Raw genomic sequence first — 13,649 nt, forward strand, 5'->3', positions numbered from 1 at the left:
TTAATGCTGATTGACGGAAAGAGGCAATGATGGGCGGTGTGACGAGACTTCTGGCGATAGCGGTGCTGGCGTCGATGCTGGCGGTTCCGCTGGCGGCCCAGTTGCAGGTGCCGGGCGTGCCGGTCCGCGTGCCGCAGGTTGGCGGGGTGCTTGGCGATGTGACCGGGCAGCTTGACCGGACGGTGGACGAGGCGGGCGCGCTTACCGCACGCGAGGCCCGCCGCCTGCTGCGCCTGCGCGAGCGGACGCTCGACCGGCTGCTGCGCGCCAATCCGCAGGCGATCGAACGTGACCGGAGCGGCGATCTTGCCCGGCGCGGCGAACTGCTGGCCTCCGGGGCGAGCGATGCGGAGCTGATGGTGCTGGAACAGGCCGGATTCCGGGTGCTGGGCCGCGAACAGATCGAAGGGCTCGACATTGCCTTTGCCCGCCTTGCGGTTCCGGCAGGGATGACACTGGCGGCGGCGCAGGCCCGTGCGGCAGAGCTTGCGCCCGCGATGCAGCTGGATGCGGACACGCTCCATTTCGGCGCAGGAGCGGACATGTCCCCCCGCGCCTTGCCGCTGGCGACATGGGCACAGGCGGCAACCGGCACCGGCAGCGTCAAGGTCGGGATGATCGATGGCGGGGTCGGCAAGGCGGTGCCGGTCGCTGCGCAGAAGGGCTTCGCCGCCGGCGCGCCGCACCCCTCGGACCATGGCAGCGCGGTGGCAAGCCTGCTGCACGAGAATGGTGCCGCCCTGCCGTGGGCGGCGGATGTCTACGGGACAGACCCGGCGGGCGGCAATGCCTCGGCCATCGCGCGGGCGCTGGGCTGGTTGACCGCGAACGGCTGCCGGGTGGTGACAGTCAGCCTCGTCGGACCGCGCAATGGTCTGGTGGAGAAGGCGGTGCAGGCGGCGCGGCGCAAGGGCGTGGTGGTGGTCGCTGCGGTCGGGAATGACGGCCCGGCCGCGCCGCCCGCCTACCCTGCATCCTATGACGGCGTGATCGCGATCACCGGGGTGGACCGCAAGGGACGCGCCCTGATCGAGGCAGGGCGGGCGCTGAACCTCGATTATGCCGCACCCGGCGCAGGGGTCCATGCCCGCGATGCGGGTGGCAGGATCAGGGCATGGCGCGGCACCAGCTTTGCCGCGCCGCTTGCGGCTGCACGGGTGGCGGCGGCGTTCGGCAACGGGGGCGCATGGCGTGCGCAAGTGGACGCCGAGGCCCGCGATCTCGGCCCGCGGGGAACCGACACGACCTACGGCCGCGGCCTGCTGTGCGAAGGCTGCGCGCGGCGGAAGTGATTTTTCGCACAGGCGATGCATTAGGCGCGTCGCCCCATCCGTTTTCCTTTCGGGCGGGCAAGCGAAGGCCCGCTGGACACGTGAAAGGAGACAGACATGAAAAAGCTTATCCTCGCCGCCAGCGCCATCGCGCTGATCCCCGTTGCCGCACAGGCGCAGCTGCTTGGTGGAGGCGGCCTTGGCGGCGGCCTCGGGGGCGGCCTCGGGGGCGGTCTCGGCGGCACGCTTGGCAGCAGCATCGAACGCACCACCACCACCGTGCGCGGCACGCTTGACAGCACCGTTAGCGGTCGCGGTTCCACCCGCGGGAGCCAGTCGGTCGATGCGCGCAAGGGCAGCGTCACTGCCGAACGCAGCGCCGAAGGCTCGCTCACCGGCTCGACCGCGAGCCTTGCCGATCTGGTCGTGCCGCCGATGGGTGCGATGACGCAGGCCAGCGGTAGCGGATCGGCGAGCGGTGAGGGCAGCGCCAGTGCGCAGCTGATCGGAACCGATGCTGTCACCGGCACGCTCGCCCCGGTGGCGGGCGCGTCACGGGCCTTCGCCGCCAACGCCGCTGGCACCGCGACCGGAGCAGCCCGCGGCGCGGTGCAGAACGCAGCCGTGCCTGCCCTGCCCGCCATGCCCGCCACCGGCGGGATCGCGGGCGAGGGCAGCGGCGGAGCCAGCGGTGCTGGCGCGGCGTCGCTGCTGTCACCTGCGCTGGCTGTGGCCGGTTCGGCGGCGGCAGCGGGGCAGGGCATGGCCACCGTCTCGCCGGGCATGCCGGTCATGACCCCGGACGGCGCATCGCTGGGCAAGGTGCGCGAAGTGATCGCCAACGGGCGCGGTGAAGTGCAGCAGGTGATCGTCAGGCAGGGCAAGGTCACGCGCACGCTGCCCGCTGGCATGTTCAGCGCGTCCGGCAATGCGCTGGTTGCAGGCGAGGCCCGCGGCAGCGCGGGAGAGCCGGTCTCCGCCCCGCTGCCTGAGGCCGAAGCCGCAAACACCCCGCACTGATCGCCCCCTCCCCCCGGCCCGCTGTCCGCTGCTGGCGGATGGCGGGCCGGTTCATGCGCGCAGCACGACGCGCGAAGTGGCCGGAATTCTTCCCGTCCGGCTGATCGTGTGTCCGGTTCGGCGCAGCCAGTGCGTCTTCAAGGGTGATGCGCGTGTGGAACGGGACACGGGGTTCCGCCGGGCGCATGACTTCGAAAGGGAAGGCGCATGGCAAAGGGACGGAAAAGGACAAGCCGGCTGCGAATGGCGGGCTTGATGAGCGCGCTGGGGCTGATCCTGGCGGGCGGAATGACGGGTGTCACAGCGGCAGAAGCGCAGCAGGGCGCGCAGCCGATCCGCATCAGGAAGCCGGCTCCCGCGCCGACGCCAACGCCCGAACCGACGCCGCAATCGGGGGAGATCAAGAACCTCGACGTCACCCCGCCCCCGCCTCTGGTCGGGATCAAGATCGGCGGCGGCGGCGGTCAGTCGTCCGGCGCCGAAAAGCCAGCCGCCCCGCCATCCAAGCCCGCCGCCAAGCCGCAGGAAAGCAAGGATTCGGTCGGCGAACCGGAGGAAATCTTCAAGTGGGTGCTAACCCAGCCGCTCCAGCCGCAGACCTTCTCGTGGGAGGTTGGCGATCCGCCGACGCTGCTGCCCAAGGTCGAAACCCATATCTGCCTTCTGACCGAGGTTTCCGGCAAGTTCCAGGGTGCCGGCGAGCGGGTGCAATTGCTGGTCGACAAGGGCGCCAGCGGCGGGGCGCGTTATGTTCTGCGGGGCGATTCCAGCTCGGGCCAGACCCGGGCGACGGCGATCTGTGCCGGGCGCGAGAAGTTCGTGCCGATTGCCGACAAGCAGGGCACGGCCATCGTCAAGCACTGGCCCGAGCGGGTCTTCAGCACCTGCGATGCCGGGCAGCAACTGGTCCAGAAGGGCGGCCATCCCAAGCACGCCATCTTCCTCTCGACCATCGGCGGCAAGCTCAATGGCGGCGGCGAGGCGCTGGTGGCGACCCCGGTGAAGAACGACGAGCGGCTGAACGGCTGGGGCTGTTCGGGCATGGTGATCGGCGGCATGACCTCGCACGGTGACGCGATCTGGCCGATGGTGCGTTATCGCACCCAATCGAGCCGCACGATCGATGCCAACGCGGCCACCTTCACGCTTGGGGCCACCACCGAATACCGCGGATGGTTTAGCCGGACGCTCGGGGGTGAGATGCTGGGTGACTACGGCTCCGCGTGGCTGGTGCCGGTCGATGAAGCCTTGTGCGGGCTGACCATGATCTCGGGCAAGTTCCAGGGCTACGGCGAAGCGGTGCAGATCCGTGCCAAGCAAAACACCGACGGTCGCATGTGGTGGCAGATGACGGTCTCCAACGAGACCAATGGTGCCTTGGTTTCGGGCGGCGCGCGCTGCATTGCGCGGGACCAGCGCGGCACCTTGTTCGGAGTTTGAGACAATGAAGCGCATGATGATCATGGCCGCGCTGGCGGCAGGGGTGGCCGGGTGCGGCGGGGAAGACAGCGCAGCGGGCGCCGCGTCGGCTCCCACCGCCAGCGGCTGGGATGCGACGCAGGCCTGCGCGATGCTCGATGTCGGCAAGCTTTCGGGGCTCACCGGCATGGCTTTCGAGACCGCCAACCTCACCCCGATGTCGCCCATGACCGAGAACACGGCGGCGACCTCGATGTGCCAATACAGCGGCGCGGGCGGGGCGATGGCGACGGTGCTGACCCGCGAGGCGCCCTATGACGATGCCACGCCCGAAGAGATCGAGAAATCGCGCACCGGCGACGGGGCGATGGAACCGGCCGAGGATGTGCCGGGGCTCGGCAAGGCGGCGCTGTGGCGGGCGGCACCGATGGCGAAGACGCTTCAGGTGTTCTACGACGAACGCCGCTCGGTGGTGGTGACGCTATCGGGGCGTGACGCCACGTTGGAACAGGCGAGCGCGGTGGCCCGCGCAGTCGCGCCGTGATCCGGCTGGCAGGTCTGCTGGCGCTCGCACTGGCGGCGGGCGCGGCGGCGCAGGAGGACGCGGGCACCAGCCTCGCCATGGCCGCCGATCTCGCCGGAGACTGGCAGATCGTCCCCGTCGATGGCGCGCCCGTCTGCCCTGTCACCCTCACCCTCCAACCGGCACGCGGCGGGTGGCAGGCGGCGGCAGGCGCGCCCTGTGCGACCTATGCCCCCGCCGCTGCAAAAGCCACCGGCTGGACATTCGAGGACGGGATGCGGCTGCTCGATGCCAGGGGGGCGACCCTGATGCGCTTCGAGGAGGACGAGACCGCGCTCCCCGCCAGCCCCGGCGTTGCCGCGCCGCAGTTCTACCTTGTGCCCGCCATCAAGGGGTTCGAACGCCTGCGCCAGCCGGGCGAGTGGGAGGGGCCATGGCAGTTTACCGCCAAAGGCCAGCGCCCCTGCATCCTCCAGTTCGGCCCGCCCGCCAATCTCGCCGCTCCGCAAGAGGGCGGGCGCGTGAGCGTGCGCAAGTGCCGCAGCAAGGCGCTCGCACGCATGAATCGCTGGACCATGGAGGGGATGCGCCTGCTGCTCTCCGGGCCGCACGACGCGCAAATCGCCTTCACGCCCGACGGCGCCGAAACCCACCGCAGCGACGATGGCCGCTGGCGGCTGGGCTACTGGTACGGGCCTGCCGCCAAACGCTGACAATTGACGAAAGTGCCGCGTTCGCAGCATGATAGGCGGCAGGGGGACAGATTATGGCAGATACGGATTCCGGTCGCTGGGAAGCGATCATGGCGGCGTTCGACAGGATCGCGCCGCTGGACAGCGCGGCGCGCACGGCAGCGCTCTCCGGGCTGACGCCCGAGATTGCGGCGCAGGTGGAACGGATGCTCGCCGCTGCCGAACTCACCGGCGTGCTCGATGGCGGGCCGCCGGGTATCGGTGGGGGTCACGCGCCGCAGCCGGCCGCGCTGGCCGAAGGCACGAAGATCGGCGGCTTCGTGATCGACCGCCTGCTGGGGCGCGGCGGCATGGGCGAGGTCTATCTTGCCACCCGCGACGATCCCTCCTTCCGCCAGCAGGTTGCCCTGAAGCTGCTGCGGGTCGACATGGCGGTGGACGAGAAGCTGTTCGCCCGCGAACGCCGGATGCTGGCGCGGCTCGATCACCCGCACATCGCCCATTTCATCGACGGCGGGATCACACCCGAAGGCCGGATGTGGATGGCGATGGCCTATGTCGAGGGCGAGACGATGGGCGCCTGGGTGGCGCGCACCAACCCCGCGCTCGAAACCCGCCTCGCGGTGTTCCGGCAGGTGTGCGAGGCCGCTGCCCATGCCCATGCCAACCTGATCGTGCACCGCGATATCAAGCCGTCCAACATCCTGATCGACCGGCAGGGGCGGGCGCGGCTGCTCGATTTCGGGGTCGCCTCGCTCGCCGAAGATCCGGAACGGTCGGGGATCACCGGCGGCGTGCTGACGCTGCACTACGCCTCGCCTGAACAGCTAACCGCGGGGCCGGTGACCGTGGCGACCGATATCCACGCGCTGGGGCTGGTGCTCTACACCCTGCTCGCCGACACCCAGCCATGGGGCGACAATGGCAGCCCGCTCTCGACGCTGGTGCGCCGGATCGTCGAGGATGAAGTGCGCGGGCCGAGCCGGGCCGAGGCGCGCGGGCCTGCCGCGATTCCCGCGGCGCGGTTGGCGGGCGATCTCGATGCGATCGTGCTGAAGGCGCTGCGCAAGGACCCGGCCGAGCGTTATCCCGGCGTCGCGGCGCTGCTGGCAGACCTCGACGCCTATACCGAATTCCGCCCCGTCGCGGCACGCAAGGCAACCACCGGTTACCGCGTGAAGCGCTTCCTGCGGCGCTACCGCTGGCAGACCGCCGCCGCTGCCGCCGTGCTGGTATCGCTGACCGGCGGGATCATCGCCACCACCCGGCAAGCGAACATCGCCGAGGACGAACGCGACCGCGCGCTGGCCGAAGCGCGGCGGACGGATTCGATGGTGCAGACCATGACGCTGGCGTTGGCGCAGGGCAGTTTGTCGGGCGACCTCACCTTCCGCCAGTCGCTCGACCAGACAGCCAAGCGCCTGCTCGAAACGCTCGATGGCAGCGAACGGTCAGGCGCGAGCGCCAATGCCGTCGCCGATTTGTATATCTTCATTCAGGATGCTGCCTCTGCGCAGTCGTTCCTCGACACTGCCCTTCAAAAAGGCATCGGAAAGGACAGCCCGGTGGAAACCGCGCGGCTCATGAACAGTCTCGCCAACACCGAACTGTTCACCGGAAAGCCTGACAGGGTGGCCCGTCTGCTCGATGAAGCCGAAGCGCTGCTGCCCCCCGACGCGCCGGACGCCGCAGAAATCAAGGAGGAAGTCATCGGCACCCGCGCCAGCCTTGCGCGGCGCGAGGGCAATCTGGACAAGGCGATTGCGCTGATCGGCGATCTGGACCGTGCCGAGCGGGCCTATTCCGGCAACCAGACCGAATTGCAGGTCCGTTATACCAACCTGCTGGTCTATCTGATCGAAGGCAACCGTCTGTCAGAGACGGCTGCGGTGTTCGCGCGGGCAGACCGGCTGATGGCGCAGGCGGGGCTGGGCGACACGATCCAGGCGCTCGGCATCGAACAGCTGCGCGCGGCGGTGATGATGCGCACCGATCGCAACACGCAGGCAGGCGACGTGCTGCGCCGCCTGATCGAGCGGCGGCGGCGGCTATACGGGGAAAGCCCGGCGCTGGCCTCGGACCTCTCGCTCTATTCGCGCCAGCAACTGGCCGAGGGCAAGTTCGCCTCTGCCGAAGCGGCAGGCAATGAGGCGCGGCCGATGCTTGCGCGCTTTCTGGGCGAACAGTCGCAGCCAGTCGTGATGCAGGACATCTATAGCGCCCAGACCGCCGCCGAACTGGGCAAGATCGCCGAAGCCCGGGCCCGGCTGGCGCGGGCCGAGCCGATCATCGGCGCTTTCCCGCCCGGCAGCCCGCTCAAGCCCCAGCTGGATCTGACGCAGGCGATCATCGCCTTGAAGAATGGGGACAAAGCCGCCGCGACGGCAGCGCTCGACAAAGCCGAGGAGCAATGGAAAGCGCTCGGCCCAGTGGCCACTTTCGGCCTGCAAGGCGTCGCCAAGACCCGCGAGCGGGTGGCGAAGCTGCCCTAGGCGGCGGGCGGCGGTGCGCTGCCGCCTTCGGCCATCTGCGCATGGATCCACGCCCTTGCGCGCACCCACCAGCGCCGCACGGTGCGGTCGGTGATGCCGAGCACTTCGGCGGTCTCGGCTTCGCTGAGGCCGACGAAGAACCGGCAATCGACCAGCCGGGCAAGATCGGGGTCGTGCTTCGCAAGGTCCGCCAGCGCATCGCCCAGCGCCACCAGCTGTTCATCGTCATGGCTTTCGGCGGCGAGTGTTTCGAGCGCGCCGGTCAGGCTGGTGCGTTCCCCATGGCGCTTGCCCGCCAGCCGGGCGCGGGCCGCATCGACCAGCACGTGCCGCATCGCGGTTGCCGCGCAGCCGAGGAAATGCGCCTTGCTCTGCCAGTCCGCCCGTCCCTTGATCTTGAGATAGGCCTCGCCGATCAGCGCGGTCGGCTGAAGCGTGCCGGGGCTGCCCGCCCAGCGATGTTCACGCTGCGCGATCTGGTGGAGTTCGTCATAGAGCAGTTTGATGAGCGCCTCGGACGAGGGCGCGCGCATCATTCCGTCCCCCTCGGCCATCATCCCCCCGACAGTCTGAAAAGACAGGGATATTTGTGCCTTGGCCAAAGCGGTTAGGCAAGCGCGATCGCAGAACGGCAGAATATTTCTTCGCCGGCCTGTCCGGCTGTGCCGCCCGTCTGCGTCTACCCCGGTGACGACCATCATCGGGGGGACGTAATCATGACGAAGACTTCATCCGGCCTGCGCCTCGTGCTGTTCACGCTGGCGGCCAGCACCAGCCTTTCGGGCCTCGCCGCCCAGACCGCTCCGGGAGGGAGGCCGGTGCGGACATTGCCCGCGCCAAGCGCGACGCAGCCCACCGTCCCGCCGCAGCAGCAGGTCAAGGCGGCGAACATCAAGGTAGATCCCAAGGCGACCGCTCTTGCCGAATCGCTCGAAATCATCCCGCCGCCCGAGGCAACGGCCAAGCGCCTGCCTGGATCGATCATCATCGGCCGCCGCACACTGAGCGACGAACTGCCCAGTTTCGGGGTCACCCGCACTCTCAACGCGGACCAGATGCGCACAGCCACCAACGTCCGGCTGGGCGATGCCAAGGTCGATTTCAAACCTCTGCTCGGCAATCAGCGGCTGGCGCTCAACATCGCGAACCGCCTGCGCGGCATGACCGATCTGGCCGACGTCCGCGGCGAACAGACCCGAACCTATGAGGGCAAGCGCGGCCTGATTGTCCAGTCGATCGTGCGCTACGAACTCAAGCCCGGCGCCTGCGCGACGCCAGCCAATCGCAGCCGTCTGGCGCAGGCCGGGGTGCCTTGCGCGTCGCTGGTGACCGATGAACGGCTCGAAGCGGAGATGGCCGATCCCAAGAGCCCGCGCTTCGTGGAGGGGCGCGACCGCGCGGCGATGATCGCCAAGACCCGCCAGCAGCGCACTGCCGAGCGTGCCAAGGTGATGGCTCACGTGGCTGAACTCCGCAAGCAGATGGCCGGAACCGGCACCCGCGCGCAGATCAATGCCAAGATCGGAGCGCAGCAATTGGCCCGCTACGAGAAAATGACGGACGATGAACTCGCCAACGAGCTGGCCAACAGCGGCGAGACCACCATCGAACAGGCGATCTTCATACCCGAGATCGACGCAATCGACCTTGCGACCTCTGCCTTGGGCAAGAACGTGTTGTCGCAAAGCAGCCTGCCCGCGCCCAAGGCCAAGATGATCGCAGCACCGATTGCCGACAAGTACAAGCCCACTACCACGCAGCTCGACCGGCAAATGTTCGTCGCCGGGTTTACACTCGGCCGCACCCATCGCTGGAGCGAACGCATCCAGAAGTCGATCAACTGGTGCCTGCTGGGGTGCAAGGAGACCTATTTTGCCGAGGGCTGGGTCGAGTTCAACTATGGCCTCGGGCTGCGTTTCCCGATGGAGGTGAACGGCACCTATGCCTACGAAGGCAAGGACAAGGCAGCTCTCACAGTCAATTTCAGGCCGATCGACGGCGGCGTGGCGGACTTCAAGGCCGCCGGGATGCCGGACGAAAAACTGTTCGGCGGCAAGGAGTTCGTTGCCGAGGTCGGGTTCAGCGCCGGGCTTCAGGCCAAGCTGCCGGTGGTCGGCGTGCTGCAAACCCCGCCGATCGGCACCTCGATCGATCTCACCACCTTTTTCCCGGAACCGCTCAAAGGGGGTAACTTCCTGCCGCCTGCGCCTGGCGAGCCGACCGTCGGCAAACCCCATCCGATCCGCGAGATCGACTTTCTCGGCACGCGCGGCAATCTCGGGGTGATCGGGGCCAAGCTGCATCCGGCGGTGCAGGTGACGCTGCACAGCGACAAGTTCACCTTCGACTTCGAGGATATGCTCGCCGGCACCGGCCCGCGCGCGATCACCTCGGGCGAGAAGGTGCCGCTGACAGTCAGGGGAGACAACCAGTCGAGCCAGTTTTCGATCGGCGACCCGCGTTACAACTTCAGCATCGGCGTGACGCCAGGGATCACCGCCAATCTTTTCCTTGATCTGGCAGTGTGGTCTACCAGCTTCGACTACACCCTGCTACTGCCCCAGCTTGAAGTGAAGCTGCCCCCCGGCGGGGCCGAATTCAACTGCCACTTCCAGACCCGGTGCACGCAGAATTTTGCGGTGTCGCCCGAAGGGGTGAAGGTCACCGCTGGCCCTGAACCGCAATATGATCCGGCCACACCGGAAGGCCAGGTCGGCCTTGCGCTGGAAAGCTGGGCGGGCAAGTTCAACGCCAAGTGGCTGCCGCAGTGCAAGGACGAGACCTGCCGGGTCGTGGTCAAGCTGACCAGCTTCGGCACCAAGTTATCCTCGATCAAGAAACTGGGGAGCAACGCGGGAGGCATCCCGGCCGAACTCGCCGCGCTGGATGCGCCCGGATCGGAAGCGCAGAAATTCGCACAGCTGGGGGTCAAGGAAAGCCAGGATCGAATCACCAAGGCCAGCGTCGACAGCTTCTACCAGTTCGTTCAGGCGGTATGGACCAAGCGCTGCTACGACGTGCCGTGCGCCGGCGGCGTCAAGAAAATCACCGACACGATGGCCAGCGTGGTTGCGGGCAACCTCAAACAGGATCCGGAAAAGAGCCGGTTCGAGGTGCAAAGTGCGGTGGGCAAGCTGTATGTCCCCAAGCTTCAGGCCGAGATTGACGCGTCCAAGGCGCGCACGGGCGGCGTGAAACCTTCGGTCTGACGGGCAAGTAGGCCATGACCTCCCCCCGCGCCTCGATCGGCTGGCTTTCGGTGATCTTCGTGCCGGTGGGGGCGGTGATGCTCCTCATTGCCGGGTGGATGCTGAGCCGCGATCCGCTGTTCTCAGGCGCGGGGGCTGAGGCGACCGGGACGGTGGTCGATCTGGAGCGGTCGACCACCGGCAATGGCAAGGCGAGTTACTATCCTGTCGTCACCTACCGCGACGCTGCCGGGGCCGAGCATCGCTTTACCGGCACCCTCGGCAGCAATCCGCCGGGGTATCGCCGGGGTGAGGAGGTGGCGGTGCGCTATGATCCTGCCGCGCCCGAGGAAGCGGTGATCGACAGCTGGTCGGCGCGGGCGCTTGGGCCGGGGCTGACCGGCGGCATGGGGCTGCTGCTGCTGTGGATGTCGTGGCGCGCCATCCGCTCCGCCCTCGCCACGCGCCGCCGGGCGCGGGTGCTGGCGCGGCGGGGGATCGATCTGCCCGCGCGCCTCATCGAGGTCTTTCTCGACGCCAATGTCTCCGACAGCGGCGGGCGCTGGTTCCGGATCGCCTGCGAGGCCGATTGGCCCACCACCGGCGCGGCGCTGCGCTTTGTCAGCGATCCACTGCCGACCGATCCCGCCCCGCTGCTTGCAAGCGGTGCGCTCAGGGTCAGAATCGATCCGGCGGATCAGACCAATTATGCCGTAATTCTGGCGTGACGACAGCGCCTTGCCTCCGCTATTCTGGCGCGGGGATTTTCGAACAGGGGGGTTTAAAGGTGATGCAACAGACTTTCCGGGCGCGCTGCGCCGCGCTGCTGGTGGCCGCAGGGGCCAGCGCGATCAGTGCCGGCCTTGCCGCGCAGCCCGTGCCGGTGCGAAGCGAACCTGTCACCGAGACGGTGCACGGCATCACCCTCACCGACGAATACCGCTGGATGGAAGACCCGGCCAACCGCGACGAGATGCTCGCCTTCGTCGAGGCGGAAAACGCCCGCGCCCGCGCCATGTTCGATGCCCTGCCCGAACGTGCGTGGTTCGCGCAGCGGCTGGGCGAGATTTCCTCCAACCTTGAACGCATCGGCGGCTACAAGCAGTGCGGCGAGATCGCGCTGTTCACCCGCACCGGTGCGGGCGACCGTCTGCCCAAGCTCCACATCCGCGATGCCGCGGGCGAGCGCCCCTTCCTCGATCCGGCGGTGCTGACCGGCGATCCGCTGGCGGCCTTCGGAGCCTATGAAATCGCCCCCGATTGCCGCCGCCTTTCGATCCACGTGTCGAGCGGCGGGTCGGAAGCGGGCAAGGTGCTGTTGATCGACATCGCCACCGGCCAGCCAATCGGCCCGGCGATCGAGCGCATCTGGGGCGAATTCTCGGTCAGCTTCATCGGCGATGACAAGGTGCTCTACACCCAGATGGCGGTGCCCGCCGAAGGGGTCGATCCGATCTTGGGCATGACCGCCTTTATCGCCCCTGTCACCGGCGGCAGCCCGGTGCAGGTGCTGGGCAACGGGATGCTGGTGCCGCCGGAGGCCTTCCCGCTGGTGGTCGCGCCCGCGGGCGAGCCCTTCGTGCTGGGCGCGGGGGCCGGCGCGCGGGCCGATAACGAATTCTGGATTGCCCCTGCCGCCTCGCTCCTCGCCGGAGAGCCGCAATGGCGCAAGGTCGCCGGGCTGGAGGACAAGGTCACCTTTGCCTTCGCGCGCGGCCATGACCTGTTCGTGCAGACCACCAGGACCAACCCCGCCGGAACGCTGCTGCGCTATCGGCTCGGCGCGGACGGCACTCCGGGCACGCCCGAAGTGGTGTTCGAAGGCTCGCCCGAACGCCTGCTGCGCGGCTTCGAAAGCACCGGCGACGGGATCTATATCAGCGCCTCGCGGGATGGTGCAGCCCAGCTGTGGTTCCTGGCGGACGGACGCGAACCGGCACGCGAGGTCGCCCTGCCCTTCGAAGGCTCGATCTTCGGGCTCTCTGCCGATGCCGACCGCAAGGGCGCAAGCCTGACGATGGGTGGCTGGACGCATGGCACCACCGCACTGCGGGTCAGGGACGGCGTCGTCACCCCCACCGGCCTTGCCGCCGAGGTGTGGGAAGGCGCACGCGAGATCGCCGTGACCCGCGTCGAGGCGACCAGCAAGGACGGCACCAGCGTGCCGATGGTCGTGCTGCGCCGCAAGGGCGCAAGCGGGCGCACCCCGACCATCGTCGAGGGCTATGGCGGCTATGCCACCGACAATGTTGAGCCGGTCTATGTCCGCGAACAGATGGCCTGGCTCGACAAGGGCGGGGCCTTCGCCTGGTGCGGCACGCGCGGCGGGGGCGAGCGCGGGCGCGACTGGTACGAAGGCGGGCGCGGCCCCAACAAGCCGCGCGGGATGGAAGACCTTGCCGCCTGTGCGCAAACGCTGACCGCGATGGGTATCGCGCCCGAAGGCGGCCCGCTGGTGACCGGCGCGAGCATGGCCGGCGTCCTCGTGCCCACCGCCACGCTGCGCCATCCCGAAGCCTTCGGGGCGATGGTCACCCGTGTCGGCATCGTCAATCCGGCGCGTATCGGCGCGGCCGAGAACGGCGCCAACCAGTTCGCCGAGATCGGCGATCCGTCCGATCCGCAGCAGTTCCGCGACCTCATCGCGATGGATGCCTACCACATGATCACAACCAGCCCCGCCCCCCCGCCGCCGACGCTGATGATGATCGGCCTGAACGATCGCCGCGTCGCACCGTGGATGACCGCCAAATGGGTCGCCAGGGCGCGGGCGAAATGGCCCGATGCGCCGATCTACCTGCGCGGTGAGACCAAGGCCGGCCACGGCGTGGGCACCGCCGAGGATGTACGCAGCGCGCAGGTGGCCGACACCTATGCCTTCGCCTGGGAGCAGCAATCGCGCTGACACAACACCGCGGCGCGTGCACGGTCACAGGCCCGCGGCGGACAGAATCACGGCCGATGACCATGAACGTGCGCAGCACCGGGAGGCGCCGGGCATCGGGGGCTGTCTCGTCAGATTCGGACGTTGGCGGAGAAGGGAA

The 13,649-nt window shown here is 68.5% G+C and carries 10 protein-coding genes; 9 read left to right on the forward strand and 1 reads right to left on the reverse strand.

Translation table 11 applies throughout. The features are described 5' to 3' along the window. The first annotated feature begins 38 nt into the window (after positions 1 to 38). The 6 genes from ACU0AG_RS15170 to ACU0AG_RS15195 all read left to right on the forward strand — a co-directional run bounded on the left by ACU0AG_RS15170 (position 39) and on the right by ACU0AG_RS15195 (position 7,417). Positions 39 to 1,292: a S8 family serine peptidase gene (locus ACU0AG_RS15170; RefSeq protein WP_482783120.1), complete on the forward strand. Its 1,254-nt coding sequence runs from the start codon at positions 39 to 41 to the stop codon at positions 1,290 to 1,292. A 96-nt stretch (positions 1,293 to 1,388) separates the two neighbouring features. Continuing rightward, positions 1,389 to 2,291: a hypothetical protein gene (locus tag ACU0AG_RS15175; RefSeq protein ID WP_482783121.1), complete on the forward strand. Its 903-nt coding sequence runs from the start codon at positions 1,389 to 1,391 to the stop codon at positions 2,289 to 2,291. Positions 2,292 to 2,534: 243 nt separating this feature from the next. After that, complete coding sequence (locus tag ACU0AG_RS15180) at positions 2,535 to 3,731, forward strand: hypothetical protein (RefSeq protein WP_482783122.1); 1,197 nt, start codon at positions 2,535 to 2,537, stop codon at positions 3,729 to 3,731. 4 nt (positions 3,732 to 3,735) lie between these two features. After that, a complete protein-coding gene (locus ACU0AG_RS15185) occupies positions 3,736 to 4,254 on the forward strand; it encodes a hypothetical protein (protein WP_482783123.1) in 519 nt (172 codons plus the stop codon). Continuing rightward, the gene (locus ACU0AG_RS15190) at positions 4,251 to 4,946 is read left to right on the forward strand and encodes an AprI/Inh family metalloprotease inhibitor (protein ID WP_482783124.1); all 696 of its coding nucleotides are present in this window, start codon (positions 4,251 to 4,253) and stop codon (positions 4,944 to 4,946) included. The genes ACU0AG_RS15185 and ACU0AG_RS15190 overlap by 4 nt, the downstream gene beginning before the upstream one ends. Before the next feature lie 53 nt (positions 4,947 to 4,999). Then, complete coding sequence (locus tag ACU0AG_RS15195) at positions 5,000 to 7,417, forward strand: serine/threonine-protein kinase (RefSeq protein ID WP_482783125.1); 2,418 nt, start codon at positions 5,000 to 5,002, stop codon at positions 7,415 to 7,417. On the opposite strand, the gene ACU0AG_RS15200 is transcribed toward ACU0AG_RS15195, so the two are convergent. Continuing rightward, entirely contained in the window at positions 7,414 to 7,953 is a 540-nt protein-coding gene (locus ACU0AG_RS15200; RefSeq protein ID WP_482783126.1) for an ECF-type sigma factor, read from the reverse strand. The genes ACU0AG_RS15195 and ACU0AG_RS15200 overlap by 4 nt on opposite strands. A gap of 180 nt (positions 7,954 to 8,133) precedes the next feature. Here ACU0AG_RS15200 and ACU0AG_RS15205 point away from each other — a divergent pair, with 180 nt between their 5' ends. The 3 genes from ACU0AG_RS15205 to ACU0AG_RS15215 all read left to right on the forward strand — a co-directional run bounded on the left by ACU0AG_RS15205 (position 8,134) and on the right by ACU0AG_RS15215 (position 13,510). After that, on the forward strand, positions 8,134 to 10,626 hold the full coding sequence (locus tag ACU0AG_RS15205; RefSeq protein ID WP_482783127.1) for a hypothetical protein: 2,493 nt from the start codon (positions 8,134 to 8,136) through the stop codon (positions 10,624 to 10,626). 14 nt (positions 10,627 to 10,640) lie between these two features. After that, complete coding sequence (locus ACU0AG_RS15210) at positions 10,641 to 11,333, forward strand: DUF3592 domain-containing protein (RefSeq protein WP_482783128.1); 693 nt, start codon at positions 10,641 to 10,643, stop codon at positions 11,331 to 11,333. A gap of 62 nt (positions 11,334 to 11,395) precedes the next feature. Then, on the forward strand, positions 11,396 to 13,510 hold the full coding sequence (locus ACU0AG_RS15215; protein ID WP_482783129.1) for a prolyl oligopeptidase family serine peptidase: 2,115 nt from the start codon (positions 11,396 to 11,398) through the stop codon (positions 13,508 to 13,510). The last annotated feature ends 139 nt before the right edge of the window (positions 13,511 to 13,649 follow it).

The organism is Erythrobacter sp. RANMB8, assembly GCF_056848235.1.

Coding starts and splice junctions, on each gene's coding strand:
- ACU0AG_RS15175 (WP_482783121.1), top strand. CDS start 1,389: ATGAAAAAGCTTATCCTCGCCGCCAGCGCCATCGCGCTGATCCCCGTT.
- ACU0AG_RS15180 (WP_482783122.1), top strand. CDS start 2,535: ATGGCGGGCTTGATGAGCGCGCTGGGGCTGATCCTGGCGGGCGGAATG.
- ACU0AG_RS15185 (WP_482783123.1), top strand. CDS start 3,736: ATGAAGCGCATGATGATCATGGCCGCGCTGGCGGCAGGGGTGGCCGGG.
- ACU0AG_RS15195 (WP_482783125.1), top strand. CDS start 5,000: ATGGCAGATACGGATTCCGGTCGCTGGGAAGCGATCATGGCGGCGTTC.
- ACU0AG_RS15200 (WP_482783126.1), bottom strand. CDS start 7,953: ATGATGCGCGCGCCCTCGTCCGAGGCGCTCATCAAACTGCTCTATGAC.
- ACU0AG_RS15205 (WP_482783127.1), top strand. CDS start 8,134: ATGACGAAGACTTCATCCGGCCTGCGCCTCGTGCTGTTCACGCTGGCG.
- ACU0AG_RS15210 (WP_482783128.1), top strand. CDS start 10,641: ATGACCTCCCCCCGCGCCTCGATCGGCTGGCTTTCGGTGATCTTCGTG.
- ACU0AG_RS15215 (WP_482783129.1), top strand. CDS start 11,396: ATGCAACAGACTTTCCGGGCGCGCTGCGCCGCGCTGCTGGTGGCCGCA.